The 18,072-nt window shown below is 40.2% G+C and carries 16 protein-coding genes; 8 read left to right on the top strand and 8 right to left on the bottom strand.

Translation table 11 applies throughout. From position 1 onward, the window contains the following. Positions 1-66 precede the first annotated feature (66 nt). Positions 67-1,446 (bottom strand): ATP-binding protein, encoded by a 1,380-nt coding sequence (locus ACOB80_RS08495; RefSeq protein WP_473165388.1) that lies wholly within the window; start codon positions 1,444-1,446, stop codon positions 67-69. 1 nt (position 1,447) lies between these two features. Further along, a complete protein-coding gene (locus tag ACOB80_RS08490; protein WP_473165866.1) occupies positions 1,448-2,134 on the bottom strand; it encodes a response regulator in 687 nt (228 codons plus the stop codon). Positions 2,135-2,319: 185 nt separating this feature from the next. Here ACOB80_RS08490 and ACOB80_RS08485 point away from each other — a divergent pair, with 185 nt between their 5' ends. Continuing rightward, positions 2,320-2,784, top strand: a complete 465-nt coding sequence (locus ACOB80_RS08485) for a Spy/CpxP family protein refolding chaperone (RefSeq protein WP_473165387.1) — start codon at positions 2,320-2,322, stop codon at positions 2,782-2,784. 11 nt (positions 2,785-2,795) lie between these two features. On the opposite strand, the gene ACOB80_RS08480 is transcribed toward ACOB80_RS08485, so the two are convergent. The 5 genes from ACOB80_RS08480 to rsgA form a co-directional block, all read right to left on the bottom strand. Continuing rightward, positions 2,796-4,733, bottom strand: a complete 1,938-nt coding sequence (locus tag ACOB80_RS08480; protein ID WP_473165386.1) for a M56 family metallopeptidase — start codon at positions 4,731-4,733, stop codon at positions 2,796-2,798. Positions 4,734-4,768: 35 nt separating this feature from the next. Beyond that, positions 4,769-5,152 carry a BlaI/MecI/CopY family transcriptional regulator gene (locus ACOB80_RS08475; protein ID WP_473165385.1) on the bottom strand — a complete coding sequence of 128 codons (384 nt, stop codon included), beginning with the start codon at positions 5,150-5,152 and terminating at the stop codon, positions 4,769-4,771. Positions 5,153-5,305: 153 nt separating this feature from the next. Further along, entirely contained in the window at positions 5,306-6,040 is a 735-nt protein-coding gene (locus tag ACOB80_RS08470; RefSeq protein ID WP_473165384.1) for a glycerophosphodiester phosphodiesterase, read from the bottom strand. A 7-nt stretch (positions 6,041-6,047) separates the two neighbouring features. After that, positions 6,048-6,917, bottom strand: coding sequence for an archaetidylserine decarboxylase (gene asd / locus ACOB80_RS08465; RefSeq protein WP_473165383.1), 870 nt, complete (start codon positions 6,915-6,917; stop codon positions 6,048-6,050). A 25-nt stretch (positions 6,918-6,942) separates the two neighbouring features. Next, a complete protein-coding gene (gene rsgA, locus ACOB80_RS08460; RefSeq protein WP_473165382.1) occupies positions 6,943-7,980 on the bottom strand; it encodes a small ribosomal subunit biogenesis GTPase RsgA in 1,038 nt (345 codons plus the stop codon). A gap of 152 nt (positions 7,981-8,132) precedes the next feature. Here rsgA and orn point away from each other — a divergent pair, with 152 nt between their 5' ends. The 5 genes from orn (at position 8,133) to ACOB80_RS08435 (ending at position 14,863) form a co-directional block, all read left to right on the top strand. After that, entirely contained in the window at positions 8,133-8,678 is a 546-nt protein-coding gene (gene orn / locus ACOB80_RS08455) for an oligoribonuclease (RefSeq protein ID WP_473165381.1), read from the top strand. A gap of 90 nt (positions 8,679-8,768) precedes the next feature. After that, positions 8,769-9,263, top strand: coding sequence for a DUF4442 domain-containing protein (locus tag ACOB80_RS08450; RefSeq protein ID WP_473165380.1), 495 nt, complete (start codon positions 8,769-8,771; stop codon positions 9,261-9,263). A 157-nt stretch (positions 9,264-9,420) separates the two neighbouring features. Then, a complete protein-coding gene (locus ACOB80_RS08445) occupies positions 9,421-12,987 on the top strand; it encodes a hypothetical protein (RefSeq protein ID WP_473165379.1) in 3,567 nt (1,188 codons plus the stop codon). 4 nt (positions 12,988-12,991) lie between these two features. Further along, a complete protein-coding gene (locus ACOB80_RS08440; RefSeq protein ID WP_473165378.1) occupies positions 12,992-13,192 on the top strand; it encodes a DUF1289 domain-containing protein in 201 nt (66 codons plus the stop codon). A gap of 15 nt (positions 13,193-13,207) precedes the next feature. Continuing rightward, positions 13,208-14,863 (top strand): response regulator, encoded by a 1,656-nt coding sequence (locus tag ACOB80_RS08435; RefSeq protein WP_473165377.1) that lies wholly within the window; start codon positions 13,208-13,210, stop codon positions 14,861-14,863. Positions 14,864-14,901: 38 nt separating this feature from the next. Here ACOB80_RS08435 and queG read toward each other — a convergent pair whose 3' ends face one another. Further along, complete coding sequence (gene queG, locus ACOB80_RS08430; protein ID WP_473165376.1) at positions 14,902-16,047, bottom strand: tRNA epoxyqueuosine(34) reductase QueG; 1,146 nt, start codon at positions 16,045-16,047, stop codon at positions 14,902-14,904. A gap of 20 nt (positions 16,048-16,067) precedes the next feature. On the opposite strand from queG, the gene ACOB80_RS08425 reads away from it, so the two are divergent. Both ACOB80_RS08425 and tsaE read left to right on the top strand, forming a co-directional pair. Further along, a complete protein-coding gene (locus ACOB80_RS08425; RefSeq protein ID WP_473165375.1) occupies positions 16,068-17,591 on the top strand; it encodes an NAD(P)H-hydrate dehydratase in 1,524 nt (507 codons plus the stop codon). Next, a complete protein-coding gene (gene tsaE / locus ACOB80_RS08420; protein ID WP_473165374.1) occupies positions 17,588-18,064 on the top strand; it encodes a tRNA (adenosine(37)-N6)-threonylcarbamoyltransferase complex ATPase subunit type 1 TsaE in 477 nt (158 codons plus the stop codon). Before ACOB80_RS08425 ends, tsaE begins: the two co-directional genes overlap by 4 nt. The last annotated feature ends 8 nt before the right edge of the window (positions 18,065-18,072 follow it).

Here is an 18,072-nt window from a genome sequence, read left to right as displayed (position 1 = left end):
GCTTACTTACCATCAAATGTACAAGTGAATATGAACGTTAGCTAGAAAAAAGCACTTTGTCACGCCCTAAATTGGCAATTTAATAGTGACAGTTAAACCGCCAGCATTATTGTTAAAAGCAAAAATCTCACCCTGATGAAGATCTACAGCTTGTTTGGCAATGGCTAGCCCAAGTCCTGTGCCACCTGAGCCTCTTTCTCGGGAGTCGCTAACACGATAAAACGCGGTAAATAACTTATCTAGATCTGAGTCATTAACACCTGTGCCAGCATCCGCAATTTCAATGGCCACATGATGTTCGAGCTTGATTAAGTTAACGGTTACTTTATCGCCTTGTTCGCTATACCTAATGGCGTTGTTTAAGATATTAGACACTGCGCTCATTAACAGGTAACTGTCGATATTTAAGATTGGTAGTTGTGCTGATTCAAGGGTGATGGTCACCTCTTTTTCTGTGGCAACAAATTGTGCATCATCACATGCCTGTTGAATTAAAGTTTCTAGCTGGCAAGGAGATTTATTAGCTTCTACGCTGCCGCTTTCGTGACGAGAAAGGCTGAGTACGTTGCCAATCATATCATCTAAAAAGGCGACTTCTTTTTCACCGCGTTGTAGTAATTGCGCAAGTTTTTCCGGATTGTCACTCGATCTTTCAATTAACCCTAAAGTAATTTGTAAACGGGTTAAAGGAGAGCGAAACTCGTGCGATACATCGGCAAGTAAACGCTGGTGAGCATTTATGTGTTTATCTAATTTTTCTGCCATAGTGTTGAAACTACGTGCCATGTCGCCTAATTCGTCTCGACGGGTTGCCGCTTGTAATACTCTTACTTTGTAGTTGCCATCACCTATAGACTCGGTGGCTTTTGTCATCGCTGAAATAGGGCGAGTGAGGTAGCGTGCTAATAACCAACACAAGGCCATACTAATAACAAAAGGTAAGCACAACATAGCCCATCGAGGCAGTGCTATAAGGAACGAAGTGAATTCATGATGCTCTGTTCGTGTAGTAATAAACAGCTGGAACCGTTCGTCGTTAATGTTAACCTCTTTTGGGCCAGTAAGCCGTGCGAAAGGAAACTGGATACTCGTAAGGTTTTCGAAACTGTTTCGGCGTAAATAGCTAGCAACCATGCGAGAATGTCGCTTTTTATGGTAAAACAACTGACCTGTTTTCTCACTTTTTAAAAATAAACTTGACCCAAGTAACTCATGAGAAAACTTTAATATTCTCTTAATATTCGGTTTTTCACGTTTTTCAATCTGGGCTTTTACTCGCTCAAGTATGTTTCTATCGATGTCGTTGACTTCGATAAGCTGGGCTTCTTGGATCAAAAGCGAGCTAATGGCTTGCGATAAAGCGAAAGAGGCAATGGCGATTAACCAGAAGGAGAAGAAAAGTTTAACACCAATAGACGAAAACCAGGTTGTAATACGCTTAAACATCTTATTCTCCAGGCAAAAATAAGTAGCCCGCACCGCGAATGGTCTTGATGGTTTCAAGGTCAGTAAATGGCATCAACTTTTTACGAATGTTACTGACATGCATGTCTATACTTCGATCAAATGTGGTTAATTTACGCTGTAACACTTTTTCCGATATGTCTTGTTTACTAACAATCCCACCAGCGTTTTCCATCAATAACTGCAATACTTGATATTCCGTGCCCGTTAATTCGACATGACTTTGGTTACAAGTAACTTCTCGAGTTGAATGGTTTAAGCATACCTGATTAACATTTAGCTGTTGTGGGTTATTTTGATGATTCTTAACAATGTCGATGCGTCTTAAAATAGCGTTGATTCGCGCCAAAAGCTCTCGATGTTGAAAAGGCTTAGCTAAATAATCATCCGCACCTAACTCTAAACCAAGCACCTTATCAGCTTCGTCTCCTTTGGCTGTTAACATCAATATAGGGGTTGTGTGCTTTCCGCCAAGTGCTTTCAATACTTCAAAGCCATTTAATTGCGGCATCATCACATCAAGTAATATTAAGGCGTATTCAGACTTACGCGCTTCATTCAAGCCAGATAGCCCGTCATGGCATGCTGTTAATTGAAAGCCTTCAAATGATAAATAGTCAGACAACAATTGGGTGAGTTCTTTGTCATCATCTATCATTAATAGTTTAATTTCATTTGCCATTGGGATACCTCAACAATACTGCTCATGGTAATAATATCTAACCTAATCTAGCAAAAGTGTAACTTTACACAACATTTACATTGGTTTGCGTTTCTTTGCACTCAGTTTAGTAGTCTTAATAACGAACTTTGACATAGTTTTGAAAACCTAAGTTGAACCAGGAGACGAATACCATGAAAACTAAATTATTAATAACCTCTATAGTAGTAGCTTCTTCATTATTGCTTGTACAACCAACTATTGCTGCGGTTGATAGTGAGCATAGCGTTGAGCATTCAGGTAAAGATTTTAAGCATAAAGGTATGTTTAAAAAAATGCGTAAGTTAGCTCGTATCTTAGAGTTAGACGACACGCAGAAAGAGAAAATTAAAGCTATTATGGAGCAAGCTCGCGAAGATAGAGGCGAGAACAAAGAATCGCGCAGTGCTTATAGAGAGCAAGTAAAAGCATTAATGGAAGAACCAATATTTGATGACGCAGCGTTCTTAAGCCTTCACGCACAACATCAAAGTGAATTTGCAGATGCTGCGTTACAACGCGCTAAAACTCGCCACGCTATGATGCAAGTGTTAACGCCGGAACAACGCGATAAACTTGCTACGCTTAAACAAGGTAGAAGAGCGGGCCTTTTGAATTAATCGATTTGGTTTTATTGCGTTAAGCTGAAAGAGAAAATCTTCGACATGGTACTTTCAATAGGGCTGCCGTTTTGCATAGCTGGTTGAAAGTGCCATTTTGCCATCGCGTTTCTAATCGCACTTCTAAAATAAACGACTTTATTTTTCTTCTCAAATTCGATGTTTTTAACTCGCCCTTGCTCATCAATAATGAAATTGACTTTTACATCTAATTCGATGCCTTTGCGCTTAGCGGCTGATGGGTAGCGAGGGTCTGGAGAAGAAATTGCTTGAGCAGAGGTTAACATTGGCACTGAATTGGTGAAAACACTTGTATTTTCAGTTTCAGGAATCAATGTAGAAATATCGCTGCGTGCTCTATTGTCAATATTGTTATCTAACGTCAGAGACAGAGCTGTCTCAGGTTCATCTAATAGTGACTTAACCTGTGAAGAGTAAGGGTTATCTAATGCAGGGTGAGCTAGGCTGATTTCAGAATCTAATTTTACAGCCGTTTTGTCGATAGGCTTATCTTCAACGTCTATCGCCGCTAATGTTGTTTGAATAGCTATGTCATTAGCGTCAAGCTCATTGTTGCTGTTGCTGTTGCTGTTGCTGAGCAATTCAGGCTGCATGGTTTGAGTTGTTGCTGCCTTTGAAATCGACGAAACTATAGGTAAGTCGGCTTGTTGAACTGTTTCATTAGCATAAGTACCCGGAACTTCTTCCGATATCGCACCGAAGTTTTCTGGAACATCGTGACTAACATCTGTTGGTGTATTTTTTCGGACTTCGTTGGTATTTGCCGTAAATACCGGAGCCAATTCTTGCTTGCGTAGCAAATTTGCCAAAGATGTTTCAGAGAGGTCTTCTTTTTTCGTCTTAAGCGTATCTGTATATTGTGGAGGTGATTGTAAAAACGATAATTGATCCGCAGAAAAATCAACGACAGGAAAATTAAGTAAAGGCTTCGTTACGATAGCAAGTACGCTAACAATGATAAGCAAAGAAGCGATAAATTTGCCAGACTCTTCTTTGGCGCTGCAATGATGCTGATCTACCAACCTTAAAACGCGTTGTTTGAGGTCTCCTCCAGAAGCTGCCATTGCCATATTTGGAATTGCATGATGCCTATGGTGATTACACAAGCTTGCGGTATCAGCTAATGTATGTGCGTAAGCTAAAGGTTCACCACAAACTTTAATCGCCATGTCATCACTACAGTATTCTCGCTCGACACGCATTTGTTTCGAAATCCAGTGCACGCTCGGATGGAAAAACAACATGGTCTCAACTAGTGTTTGTAAGAAATTGACTAAATAGTCGTGACGCTTAATGTGAGCAAATTCATGGAGAATTAACATATCAAGTTGACTAGGCGTCAACCCTGTAATCATTGACACAGGTAAAAGCACCACAGGCCTTAACCAGCCGATAGCCATAGGAACATTTGCTTTCAAAGATAATACTAAACGAGGTGTCTTTTTGAGCCCTATGTCAGAAGACAGTTGCTTAAAACGGGCTAGTAATTCGTCACTCGGTGTTGCTACATTTGCTGAAGCTAGTTTGTTCACCTGGTAAACTTCAATAAACATTTTACAGGCCAGCAAAGCGACCGCAGAAAGCCAAACAATCGACAAATAAGGTGTTGCAGAGAGCAACTCTACATGCCAAGGCTGGGCTGCAGTAATGTAGGTGGTTTCTAATTGTAATTGTGCGACTGAAGACAGTTGGATGATACTCGAAGCACTAACATTGGGTTCAAAAATGTAGATAAACGTTGCGATTGGGGCTACTAAACAACTCACCATAGCACCGCTTGAAAGTAGATAACGAAGCTGAGCGTTTTTTTGATGAGTGAAGGATAAACAGAGTTTTAAGACGAGCGCAATTACGCCGCCTTGCCAGACAAAGTGAAATAATGTCAGCGCAAGGTGGTACAAAATTGGACTGTCAGTAAAATACTCCATTATTGGCCCTATAAGTACTCAGTGATAAAAAGCTATTATTGGCTTTCTAGCTCATTCAATAGTTTTTTGATATCAGCGATATCTTCTTTAGTTGTTTTCTCGTCTAAAGCTCTCATGACTAACTTCGACGTTGAACCGCCAAAAGCTCGTGTAATTAGGTCTTTAAGAAGAGACGATTGCGTGTAAGTTTCACTATTCGCAGCTGCGTATACGTGTGCACGATTACTTTCGTCACGAATAACTAACGATTTTTCATGCATTATCTGCAATATTTTCAAAACCGTCGTATAACCAGTTTTTTGTGTTTGACTAACTGCTTCATGTACTTGTCTAACAGTTGCAGGGCCTATGCGCCACAATACGTTAAGCAAAGTGAGTTCGGCTTCTGTAGGCTTCACATTTTGGTTGTTTTGAGCCATCGATTTTCCTTAACTCTTTTTATTTATTACTAAGAAATGACAAATCGTTACGATTTTATTACGAACTCAATCGTATCTCTTGTAGAATAAATGAGCAACCAAAAATTACATTTTTTTTTCCAGCAAATTTAAGCTGCTTTAGTTTGTTGCTTATTAATTCTTCAAGTGTGTGTTAATAAATGCAAGCGTGTCGGCAGGTTTATTGGTAATAATAGCGTCAACTTTATTTCGTATGCATCTGACGATATCGTCAGGCTGATCTACGGTATAGACCCATACCTTGATGCCTTGTGCTTTCGCTTCTAAAACTAGCTGAGGATCTAAACAATTAATGTCGATATTTAAATGACTAACACCAAGCTTGTTGAAGTCCAATGCACCAGGTAAAGGGTTGTGCGCGATGAGTGCACCCGTCGAAGCAGGAATGCCTAATTTAGAAAGGTGTGCGACAAGAGGGTGATTAAAAGAAGAAACAAGTAGTTGATTAGGTTTGAATTTTGCACTTTTAAATGCGTGGTCAAAAGCATGTTCTAAGCTGTGGTGCCAAAGTTGGAGTCGTTGCGCATCTGACTGCGCACACTTTAATTCAATATTCACTCGACAGCGACCATTAATCGTCGCCAACACACTGCTTAAGGTTGAAATGTATTGGCCAGATGGCAGCGGTATGGACAATAATTCATCTAAACTAAAGTTGTTAATATGTCCTGAAGCGTTGGCGGTCTTGTCGACATATGCGTCATGGATAACCACCAACTCTTCGCTTTCGCTATGCAATTGAACATCAAGCTCAATGCCATCAGCCTGTTGTGCTATTGCCTGCTCGAACGCTAACAAAGTATTTTCGGGAAAATCTTTGCTGGCGCCTCGATGAGCAATAACTAACATCTTGCTGTTACTTTTTGTCTAATGTTGCGAAAACTTCGCCAAGTCGAGTCACCGTTTCAGGGCCTGCGCTTGGTTCAAAGTCAATCATATTAGGTGAGAAGGTCGCAACCACGGTAGAGCCAAGTTTAAAGCGACCCATTTCATCGCCTTTTTTAAAGACAATAGCGTCTTTTCCTTCTGCAGGGTAATCCCATTGAAAAACATCTTTGCCTGCTGGAGGTGTAATTGTGCCTGCCCAAGTTGTTTCTATGCTCGCGACTATGGTCGCACCAACTAATACCATAGCTAGTTGGCCGTGTTCAGTATCAAAGATTGTCACAACGCGCTCATTTCGAGCAAATAAATCGGGAACATTCTTCGCTGTTAGCGGGTTTACCGAGAATAAATCTCCCGGTACATAAATCATTTTTCTTAAGGTTGCATCCATTGGCATGTGAATGCGATGATAATCTTTTGGCGCTAAGTAAATACAAGAAAATTTGCCGCCCATAAAAGGTTCAGCATCCTTTTCGTTGCCACCTAGTAAACTGGTTAAACGATAGTTAAAGCCTTTAGCTTGTATAAGTTGACCGTCGACAATATCGCCTTGCTGGCTAATAGCACCGTCAACTGGGTAAACAACAACGTTTTCGTCTGAATTAATGGTACGTGCGCCATCTTCTAGTTCGCGTGTGAAAAAGTCATTGAATGTTTTGAAATCTTCAGCGTTTTTTAATTTAGCCTCAGCCATGTTGATATTATAGGCTTTAATAAACCAGCTGATGGCCTTTGTTGTTAACCAGCCTGCTTCTGCCGCGGCAAATTTGCCGACAAAACGAGATAGACCATGCTTTGGCATAGCGTATTGCAGCGCGATTTTAATTTTATCAGTAAGCACTTTAGTTCCTATTAATGAGTTATTCTTAATCTTGAAACCTTGACGTTAAAGTATTTCCGTCAAGGCTTTGTAATATGCGTTGAAAGCTCTCTAATCTTTCTTCGGTAATTTTGCCTTGGTCAGCTGCCTCGATTAGCGCGCAGCCGGGGTCAGTTTGATGTTTGCAATCTCTAAACTTACACAATCCTAAAAAGTCAGCAAATTCTATGAAGCCGTGTGCAACTTCTTCTGGCGATAGGTGCCAAAGACCAAACTCGCGAATACCCGGTGAATCGATCAAATGGCCACCATCTTTGAAGTGATAAAGCCTAGCGACTGTTGTGGTGTGTTGCCCTAATCCAGAGTTTTCCGAAACCTCTTTAGTGAGTGCTCCTATTTCAGGCATCAATGAGTTGGTAAGTGTTGACTTACCTACGCCTGATTGGCCAACAAAGATACTGGTGTGGTTTGCCAATTGTTGTTTTAATACATCAAGACCTTCACCGTCAGCGTTTGAGGCTCTTAAGGTTTGATAGCCAATACTCTGATAAATAGCGAATTGTTCTTCGATAATTTCTTCTAATTCAGGTGACAACAAATCGGTTTTGTTAAGCAAAATAACGGGAGTAATGCCCGTTTGCTCAGCTGCCACAATATATCGGTCAATAATATCTGGATTAAATGCAGGTAATACAGAGCTTACAATAACAATTTGGCTGATGTTAGCAGCGATAGGTTTTACCCCGTCGTATACATCGGGACGAGAGAGTACAGAGTCGCGCTCATGTACAGCCTCAATAACACCGGAAACGCTGTGTTGGGTTTCCTTTCCTTTGCGCCATAATACTTTGTCACCACAGACGAGAGAATCGACAGTACGTCGAATATTACAACGATACACTTCACCCGATTCGTCTTCAATGTCGGCATGTTGGCCAAAACGACTAATAACTGTGCCAGGTTCGATTTCGCCTAACTCGTTATCTTGCCATTGTATAGCTTGCGCTTGAGATTTAAGCTTTTTCGCTTGATTGGCCTTAATTCTGCGCAGTTGGCCCTTTGTTAATTTTTTAGCTTTTGCCACAAGAGTTTTTCATTATCGATACAGTTAATATATAGTGGGTATTAGGATAATTCATTTCATCCGCAGTAATTGTCACGTATTATACTGACAAAATAACTTTTCATCTATGGCTAGTCTGAACAATAACAGACGAAGGGCAATAAGGGATCTGTATGTCAGCAAGTGACACTAATTTAATTTGGCTTGATTTGGAAATGACAGGTTTGGAGCCTGAGCATGATGTTATTTTAGAAATAGCCAGCATAGTTACCGATAGTGATCTAAATATATTGGAAGAAGGCCCTGTGTTTGCCATTCACCAGTCCGATGACGTGTTAGACAATATGAGTCAATGGTGTATTGATACCCATGGGAAATCGGGACTTACTCAACGCTGTAGAGAAAGTCAGATAACACTTAAGGTTGCAGAACAAAAAACTCTGGCATTTTTTGCTAAATGGGTACCTAAAGGGGTATCACCAATGTGCGGCAATAGTATTGGCCAAGATAGACGCTTTATTAATAAATACATGCCTGAATTTGAAGATTATTTTCATTATAGAAACCTGGATGTTAGTACCATTAAAGAGCTTGCTAGGCGATGGAAACCAGAGGTTTTAGCGCAAGTATCTAAAAAGGGAGTGCATTTGGCCTTAGATGATATTCGCGAGTCAATTGACGAGTTAAAAGTATATCGAACGCACTTTTTTAAACTATAAGTTGAATAGATCTTATTATTAAAAAGCACGACAAGTGCTTTTTTCTTTGTTATTGTTTTGTGGTCTGACCAGTTTTCTTGGAGTTTACAAATGACAAATACCGATAACAAGCTAGCAAAATTGATTAAGAAAATTAACTGGCTACCAGTATCGTTGAGGCCTTATTTAATTACTAAAGCTTTTTGTTCAAAAGTGAAGTTTGCTGGTACCAGTAGAATTTGGTTTTCAGCGGTTTCTAAAGATAAAGTTGTTGTCGAACTTAAAAATCGAAAACGCGTGCAAAACCATATTGGTGGTATTCATGCAATTGCCGCTGCGGTAGTTGCAGAATCGGCAACAGGTATGGTTTTTGGCATGAATCTGTCAGATAAATCTTTACCTTTATTAAAGTCTATTTCAATTGATTACAATCAGCGTATGCAAGGCGATATTGTAGCGACGGCGACATTAACAACAGAGCAAAAGCAACAATTACTTGCTGAAGAAAAAGGCAGTATTGAGATCCCCGTTGTTATTGAGGATGAAAGTGGTCAGCAGCCACTTGAATGTTCTCTAGTTTGGGCGTGGGTGCCTAAGAAAAAGTAAATGGTTGTAGATCTGGGGCAAATATCTAAGGTCTAATTTTTAGGCAAAGTAAGCTAATAGCTAATAAACCAATTGATTATTCAGGCAAAATCCATACACTGAGAATAACCGAGCTCTAGCGAGTTTATTGACGGCGTAACAGGTAGTTCGACAAGGTATGGAATCATCACGCTCCTTTAAAGCAAGATTGAGTTGGAAACTCAGTATAGTATTTACGCTTATCGTTATTATTTCGGGTGCGTTTGCTTACTATTTATATCAAAGAGACGCACAACATCACTATTACTCGCAAAAAGTAATCCCTGATTTTCAAACTTATTCGGAATTCTATCGCCAATATACACAGGTTAATGCTGTGTTAGACGGCATTACCCGAGAAACAAATGCTAAAAACCTAGCAAAAGACTATCAACAGCTTATATCCCTGGTTGGAGAATTACATCAGCTTACACTTAACGATAAAAGTCGTTGGCAACGACTAGCCAATAAGCTTAATTCTCAGCAACAGCTTTCTCGCAGAATATCCGAGCCTGCTGAACGAAATGAATTACTACGAAATACCACGCAGTTACAATTACAACTTGTTTTAGATACCTTACGATTGGAAATAGAAAAAACACAGCAAGATATCACAGAGCTACACCTTCAAATAGCACAAGACAATATTAGTGATAAAGTGACGGTTTCTCGCAGCAAAACCTATATTAGAGTGATTCAACTGCTGCACTTTTATCAACAAAGTTATCAAGTATTCGATCAGTATTGGCTCACGGTAAATACGCTAAACATTTATGCCTCAAAAAATGAATTCGAACAAGCGACCGAAGCCATAGAGAGCCTTTTGGTTTTGTGGACAACGGAGCAACATCTAGCAATATCTGGCATTAATGAAAACTCCGAATTATTAATTCAAATAAATAATTTAAATGGCTTGTTATTTGGCGAGCAAAATACTGTTGCTAAATTGCGTGGTCAATTGCGTTTGTCTACGGAGTTCTTTGAACTTATAAAGCAGGATAAAACCGAGCTTATTGCACTAGCTGATCGTTTGGTACCAGCAGCAAACCTTAAAGAGCCTCAATTTGACCTGGTTGCGCAATTAAAAAGCATGGGGATTTCTCATCCCTTGATTAATGGCCAACTTATCGTAGTTTTACTATTTAGCGTTATTTTTCTTGTTTGTTTGATAGGTTATTGGCTGATTCGTCGAGACGTTGCTCGTGAAATAGACGCAACACAAGGTGTTCTGCTTGCTCATACCCAAGGCAAACCTATTGAAAAACGAGATCTGATTTCAGAAGAAACGGTTTGGGTTCACCAGCAAATGACGCAACGTGACGAGTCTGCACTTTCGCCACAAGAGTTGAATGAAGCAATAACCTATTTTCAAGAGCAACTCGATCGTCATCAACAATTCGGTGTTTTTACTTTTGATAAGCAGGTCACCCGAGCAGATTTCTTTCAGTTTTTAGCTGAGCATACTGGCGTAACAGTTGAGCCAACTTGTTCATGGCGATCGATTTTTACTAAAGAGTCGTTACGTCAGACTTTAGCTCTGCTCAAGGAAAGTAAAAATGATGAGACTTCTAAAACTGAAAGTTCTAGTAGATCCTTACGCGCAATATTAGTGCTTACCTCAGGAGAAGAGCTTGAACTCTTGATTAAAATTGTTGATGGCAATTTAATCGGGTCGGTGTTTTACAATAAACCTGTACAAGAACTAGCACGCTCTTTATCTGTGTTAGAAGAAACTACTCAGGTAAATACAGCAAAACTCCACGCACAGTATACAACACAGGTCAATGCTCTTTACTTAACGCTTGAACGCCTATTTATTCAGAACCAGCAAAAAGACAATACGCCTTCATCGATTGCTAATCGTTTTAATACAAAAGCTTGGCACTTGTATTCTTTCTGTCAACAGCAAATAGAGTTATCTGCTAACCAAGCGGATAGACAATCCGAGCCTATGCCTTTTTGCCTTGCCCAGTGTTTGAACGCCATTGTGGCTAATAAAATGGCGCTGTATTTGCGACAAAAGCATCGTATTATTGTCGCTATTGATGCTAGCGTAAAAACAAAAGTTAACAGCTTATATCATGAGCTTGAGCAAGTATTTTCATTAGTCATCGATGCCGCATTGGAAGATCATCTGCAATCGGTGTTAATGATTAGTCTAACAGTAAAAGAAGAAAGTCCGGAACAACAGCAACTCCACGTGACTATTTCGTGTGAACCTGGCGCCAAGGTTGACGAAATACCTACAAAGTTACAATCATTTAGCCTGTTTATTTCCGCGGGTGAAGATGACAATTTGACACCTGAAAGTCGTTACTGGCAAGCGCTACAAAAAGTCTTAAAAATACAGGATGTTGAGGTTGGCATTACTAGTAAGGGATATGAATGCACCTGGTCACTTCCTTTGGTGATTGCTTCAGAAAATGAGAAAGTGCAGTTACAAGAGTTATCGATAAAGTCTGGTGTTGTTGTCGGCGATTGCTCTGTATTTCATCAAGCTGTCGTCGGTGCTGCTGAAGATCTCAACCTTTCTTTCCAAGAAATAACGATGTCTGATGAACAGTCAACGGCTGAACATTTTGCACTGTTAGCTCAATCAAACGATGTAGTCTTTGTCGATGTTGGATCTGATTCTCGAAAGCAAAGGGAGATTATTAGCTGGCTTGAGTCAGCTGAAAAGAGAACCAATGTTATTGTGTTAGTTCCGTTTAAGGGGCTAGCTCAACCGATAAAAGGCGTTGTTTTATCAAATAATTACGGCCTATTTAATCATGTGCAATTGCATAGAATCATTGAACAAGCAAACGCACATAGTGAGATTAAAGCAGAAAATGAGATGCTTTTTACTTCTATACCTAAGCCAAGTTTACCTAGGGTAGAACTGCTGTTTGCTTGTCCTAACGTTGATGAATATCAGGACAAAATAAGACTGCTGCGACTGATTGGGTTAAATGTGACAGTGGTAACAGAAGTCAGCCAAATGCTTGCCTTGTGGAGAACTGGCCGATTCAGCATACTTGCTAATGCATTTCCTTGCTCGCCATTTGTAGAGTTAAATGTGGGAAAAACAGTGGTGAGAGGTTTGATTCCATTGGATGAGAATATTGAATTTCCCAAGTCACCGAAAGAGTTTGCACATTGGCAGATTGTTGATATTTCTGATTGGTTGTCGGTACAGCAAACTCAATTGGCATTGAAAACATGGCTATCAGAACCTAGCGAAGACTTCATTACGCCGAAACCTTTAAGCGGTGCGCCACAGTTTGAATCAACCGATACTCAATCCAATATTGAGTCGAATGATATTAGCGTTGATTTCACGCTTCTGAGCAAGAAATACAAAGCAGAAACACAGAAAATTCATGAATTCGATTATGATGATAATGTGTTTGATATCGTCACATATACTAAACATCAAGGATCTCCTGAGTTAGCGGTGCTAATGCTTGATGAATATTTAGCGGATATTGAGCGCTTGATGGACAATATGTCGACAGCTGTTAGCGTTCGTGAATTTGCAAAACTTGCTGACTTATCTAGAGCGTTACAAGAAACGCTTGTTATTTTGGGTGCTAGAGATTTTATTGCGAAATTAGCCGTATTCATCAAGGTTATTGAGCAAGAGGATGTAAATGAGTTAGACAGTGCTTATTTAACGTTGAGTGAGCAACATCAATGTTTTATCTCTCATAGTATGGCATTATAAAAAGATGAACATAGATCCTAAAACAATGAGCCCATGCGTGAGAAAGTGCTGTTTAGATACTAACGATGTTTGTTTAGGGTGTTTTCGCCACCTAGACGAGATTGTCGGTTGGTCTAAATTAGCTGAGAATGATAAGAAAATCATTTTGAAAAAGTGCGAGCAACGCATGCAATCAAGTAAACAAAGTGGTGTGATAAACACTTAAATTTGGAAGTATTAGATGGAACTGGTGAAGCAACAGTTTTTTGAAGATTTAGATGATCTAAGTGTACTAATTATCGACGATAATACCTTAGTTCACGATACTTTAAAAAAATCGTTATATGACTTGGGTATACGTGAAGTTCGTTGTGCTCAAAATGCGTATTATGGCTTACGCCTCTGTAATGAAACTCAGTTTCAAATCGTTATCTGTGCCTTTAATGTCAATAGTGACAAGGATGGCTTCCACTTATTGGAAGAATTAAAGTTTAAGGCGCATGTTACTCGTAGAACTGTCCTTATTTTTCTCAGCACAGAAACCAAAGAAAGTATTGTTAACTCTATTATTGAGCTACAGCCGGACGATTTTTGGGTAAAACCCTTAGTACCCAAGCAAGTGCAAGAGCGATTGATCCATACTTTAAAGGTTAAAGGTAAAATTTTTAACCTATATCAAGCGATTGATCGCAAACAGTACTCGAAAGTTATTTACTATGCAGATCGTCACCTGTTAAACAAAGAATTAAAGCCGTTTCATGTCAATATATTGCGGATGCGTGGTGAGGCTTTACTGAGTCTATTAGAATTCAAAGAAGCAGAAGCTTTTTACAAAGAGCTACTAAATACCTATAAATTTAGCTGGGTCTATTTAGGGTATGTGAAGTCTTTGTTAAAGCAAGGGAGAATAAGTGAAATTGAAGAGCTTATTGAAACGTTAACAGATAGGCCTGACACACGTTTTGCTATGCATGATTTGCTAGCGCAATATCATATTGAAAAAGAGAAATTTGATTTAGCGTATTTTGAAATTCAAAAAGCGACTGCTTTGTCACCAAGAAACGTAGAAAGAAATAAAAAATCTTGGGACCTTGCTCGATTAAACCACGATCATAAAGGCCAGTATCAAGCAACCTTGAGTATGTTAACTAATGCCAAGAACTCCATTCACGACTCGCCACAGCTAATGTTAAACGTGATACGTGCGGGTATTGATTTGGCACAAACGGTAACAGACGGAAGTGCAGAAAACTTATTGCAAAAAACAGAGCGTTACATCGCGCAGATTAACAGTGAATACAGAGAAGCGGGTGATTTTAAAGAGCAAGTGTTAGTTGCACAGGCTCGATTATATAAAGCTCGAAATCAACCAGCAAAAGCACAACGTATTGTTGATAATCAAATATCTTTGCGTTCTTCAACTGAATTAGAAGACAACTTAGATAAAGTGAAGATTTTTCACGAGTTAGGTATGCGTGAAGAAGCTATGATGCTGCTGGATGTTGTAAAAAACCAAATTTCGGGTGAGTCATTAACCAGTCAAGTTGTTAACAAGTATATTGAACAAGAAATAGATGAGCGAGAGCGTATCCATTTCACTCCTAAGAAGCTCCATGAAATGGCCGTTGAACACTTTGATAAAAAGCGTTATCCGCCAGCCATGGATTCGGTTTTACAAGCAATACAACTTGCGCCAAACAGTGTTCGTTTTTCCATTACGCTGTTGAAAATAATGATCGCCATGAAAGATGCAAATGTGCTTAAGGAAGAAGATTATCCTTTTGCTGATAAAGCTATTGCATTATTTGCGCGTTCAAAATTAGAAAACAAAAACGCTGAAATTGTTGAGCAAGTGGTAACAAAGTGGCAAAGCTTTTTTCGACAAGAAGTGGAATAGCTAACCCTTAGGCCGATCGAAAGACCAACTGGCCCTAATTATGCGTCTCGCGGTAGACCTTTTTCAATTGAGCGCACTAAGCGGGCATTTAAACGCTTTTCTGGTGAGCTATCGGAAAGTTGCAATTGCTGCTCTAACTGTTCAATAGCCCAGTCGATATGAGCCGCAACAAGTTGCGAACATTGCTCACGTTTTTCTTTTAAGGCTGTCAAAATTTGTGGTGTTCTAATACCGTTACCAAGGGCAATGGCGATGTTTCTTTGCCAAGCCTCAAAGCCTATTCTTCTTATAGCTGAACCTTGAGTTTTATTTAAAAACTCTTCTTCAGTCCAATTAAACAGTGTGAGTAAATCACTGCTGTCTAGTTGCTGTCGAGCTTGAAAGTCCACTTCGGCGGAAAGCTCAGCATATTTATTCCAAGGGCAGATAAGCTGGCAATCATCACAACCGTAAATTCGGTTTCCCATTTTAGCTCTATATTCAACAGGGATTTCACCTTTATGTTCTATAGTTAGATAAGAAATACAGCGGCGAGCGTCCACTTCATAGGGGGCTACGATGGCATCTGTTGGACAAATTTTCATACAGGCGACACAAGTGCCGCATTCTTCTTGAACGGGAGTCGATACCGGTAGAGGAATATTCACCAGAAGTTCTCCTAGAAAAAACCAAGAGCCGCCATCGCGATTGATTAATAAGGTATGTTTTCCCGTCCAGCCTAGTCCTGCTTTTTCCGCTAGCGGTCGTTCTAAAATGGGGGCTGAATCAACGAAAGGGCGGTAGGAAAAGTCTTCGCAATATTCACTAATTTTTTCACCCAGACTTTTTAGACGCTTGCGCATAAGCTTATGGTAATCCCGACCAAGCGCATATCGACTAACATATGCTTTCTTTGGGTCTTTTAAGGTTTCGGCGAACTTTGCACTTTGTGGTAGGTAATCCATACGGGCACTGATCACGCGAATAGTGCCTGGGTGCAGCAAATCAACGTTACTGCGCATGTCTCCATGACGAGCCATATATTCCATATCACCATGAAATCCTTTATCCAACCAACCTTGAAAGGCGGCTTTATGGTCGCTCAAATCAATATCAGAGATGCCAATATCAGCAAAACCAAGATCTTTCCCCCAAGACTTGATTTTTTCCGCGAGTTCTAGGTAGTTTATGTCTGACTGAGCCATTTATAAGAGCGAGCGAGATTATGCCGGTTACTGATTATTTGCAAAGTTTACCACAATGCGCTTATCAAGCGACACAAGTGTTGGCGGAGGAAGAGTATGTAGCGACAACACAAGGTATTTCTTTATCAGCGCTTATGGAAAGAGCTGGACAGGCATTTTTTAGTTATTTACAAGAGCAGTGCCCTGATGCACAGCAACTCTTCATTGTCGCAGGCAAGGGAAATAATGGCGGTGACGGTTTTGTCATTGCCCGTCTTGCTCATGAACAAGGCATGCAAGTTACCGTCTATTTTTGCGGTGAAGCTAGCCAACTAAAAGGGGATGCGCTCGCTGCTTTTGAGCAATTGGCTTCTACTCACGTAACTATTATTTATCAAAGCGAACTTACATTAAAAAATGAGTTCTTTACCGAAAACCATTATGACCTGATCGTTGATGCTTTGTTTGGTATTGGTTTTAAAGGGACATTACAAGCGCCGTACATTGAGCTAGTTGAATTATTAAATCACTCAGGTGTTCCTATTATGAGTGTTGATGTGCCCTCTGGCCTTAATGCCTCAACAGGTGGTGTAACTACCGTTGCCATTAAAGCTTGGCAAACTGTCACCTTTATTGTTTTAAAGCAAGGATTACTTACTGGGCAAGCAGCAAAACATGTCGGGCTTTTGAAACTTGCGTCACTCACGCTAAATGACCCCTTTAATGAGCTTATTGACGGGGACGTTTTTATTCAAGGGAAAGCGACTTTACCGCCAAGACCAGCGCGAGATGAAGTAAGCCATAAAGGTGATATTGGGTTACTTTTAACCGTCGGTGGACAAAAAGGCATGCCGGGCGCGATTAGACTTGCCAGTGAAGCTGCTCTTAGGTCTGGTGCTGCGCTGGTTGCAGTTAGTTGTCATCAAGAAAACCACAGTTTAGTGCTGACCGGTAGACCAGAGTTAATGCTTGCCCCTGATAATGCAACGCAATTGGCTGATAGTTTATTTTTTGAAAAAGCTAAGGTGATAATTTTAGGGCCGGGGCTTGGGCAATCTCAATGGTCAGAGTCTTTGTTCAAGCAAGTGGTTGCCTCACCTAAGCCTATGGTGGTTGATGCTGACGGTTTGAATATATTGTCGCGTAATCCAGTAAAGAAAGATAATTGGGTGCTTACGCCTCACCCTGGTGAAGCCGCGAAATTGTTGGGTATAACTGTTGCTGAGGTTGAGTCAGATAGGTTTGCAACGTGTAAAGCCATAGTAAAGCAATATGGTGGAATCTGTGTACTTAAAGGTGCAGGCAGCCTTATATATGACGGTAAAGAAACATGGATAAACACCAGTGGAAATTCAGGTATGGCCTCTGGTGGCATGGGCGATGTATTATCAGGTATAATCGCCGCTATGCTGATGCAAGTACGTAGCCCGTTTGATGCGGTAAGGCTTGCGGTTTATTTTCATGGAAAAGCCGCAGATATTATTGCGCGACAACAGGGTAAAATTGGTATGCTTGCCAGTGATTTATTCCCTGAAGTACAAAGATTATTGAATGAGAAAATATGACACAAGCACGCTTTAGTAAATTGTTAGTGGACGAGACAGCAACAGTTGCCATGGGCGGCCAGCTCGCAAATGCGGTAAAAGACGAGATTAAGTCGGGTATTATTGTCTATTTACACGGAGATTTAGGCGCAGGAAAAACCACATTAACTAGAGGTTTTATCCAAGGGCTTGGTCATAAAGGTGCGGTAAAAAGTCCAACGTATACTTTAGTTGAGCCTTATGAGTTAGCAGATTGGCGAGCATATCACTTTGACTTATATCGTTTAGGCGACCCTGAAGAGCTTGAATTTATGGGAATTCGCGATTATTTCGATCAGCAATCATCTAGTTTTATTGAGTGGCCTGAAAAAGGTCAAGGATTGCTACCAGAAGCGGATATAGACATTTATTTGTCGTATCAGGATGAACAACGAATAATAGAAATTGACGGCAATACTTCCAAAGGTCGTCAGCTTTTGGCACTATTGTCCTAGTGCATTAA

This window comes from Thalassotalea coralli (assembly GCF_055786205.1).
Note: the sequence above shows the minus strand (reverse complement) of the source record. Positions and strands in the feature narration are given on the sequence as shown.

What these genes read in the sequence shown, in the direction of transcription:
- ACOB80_RS08485 (WP_473165387.1), top strand. Translation starts at nt 2,320, where the DNA reads ATGAAAACTAAATTATTAATAACCTCTATAGTAGTAGCTTCTTCATTA.
- ACOB80_RS08495 (WP_473165388.1), bottom strand. Translation starts at nt 1,446, where the DNA reads ATGTTTAAGCGTATTACAACCTGGTTTTCGTCTATTGGTGTTAAACTT.
- ACOB80_RS08475 (WP_473165385.1), bottom strand. Translation starts at nt 5,152, where the DNA reads ATGGCTCAAAACAACCAAAATGTGAAGCCTACAGAAGCCGAACTCACT.
- tsaE (WP_473165374.1), top strand. Translation starts at nt 17,588, where the DNA reads ATGACACAAGCACGCTTTAGTAAATTGTTAGTGGACGAGACAGCAACA.
- orn (WP_473165381.1), top strand. Translation starts at nt 8,133, where the DNA reads ATGTCAGCAAGTGACACTAATTTAATTTGGCTTGATTTGGAAATGACA.
- ACOB80_RS08480 (WP_473165386.1), bottom strand. Translation starts at nt 4,733, where the DNA reads ATGGAGTATTTTACTGACAGTCCAATTTTGTACCACCTTGCGCTGACA.
- ACOB80_RS08470 (WP_473165384.1), bottom strand. Translation starts at nt 6,040, where the DNA reads ATGTTAGTTATTGCTCATCGAGGCGCCAGCAAAGATTTTCCCGAAAAT.
- ACOB80_RS08440 (WP_473165378.1), top strand. Translation starts at nt 12,992, where the DNA reads ATGAACATAGATCCTAAAACAATGAGCCCATGCGTGAGAAAGTGCTGT.
- queG (WP_473165376.1), bottom strand. Translation starts at nt 16,047, where the DNA reads ATGGCTCAGTCAGACATAAACTACCTAGAACTCGCGGAAAAAATCAAG.
- ACOB80_RS08445 (WP_473165379.1), top strand. Translation starts at nt 9,421, where the DNA reads ATGGAATCATCACGCTCCTTTAAAGCAAGATTGAGTTGGAAACTCAGT.
- ACOB80_RS08425 (WP_473165375.1), top strand. Translation starts at nt 16,068, where the DNA reads ATGCCGGTTACTGATTATTTGCAAAGTTTACCACAATGCGCTTATCAA.
- ACOB80_RS08435 (WP_473165377.1), top strand. Translation starts at nt 13,208, where the DNA reads ATGGAACTGGTGAAGCAACAGTTTTTTGAAGATTTAGATGATCTAAGT.
- ACOB80_RS08450 (WP_473165380.1), top strand. Translation starts at nt 8,769, where the DNA reads ATGACAAATACCGATAACAAGCTAGCAAAATTGATTAAGAAAATTAAC.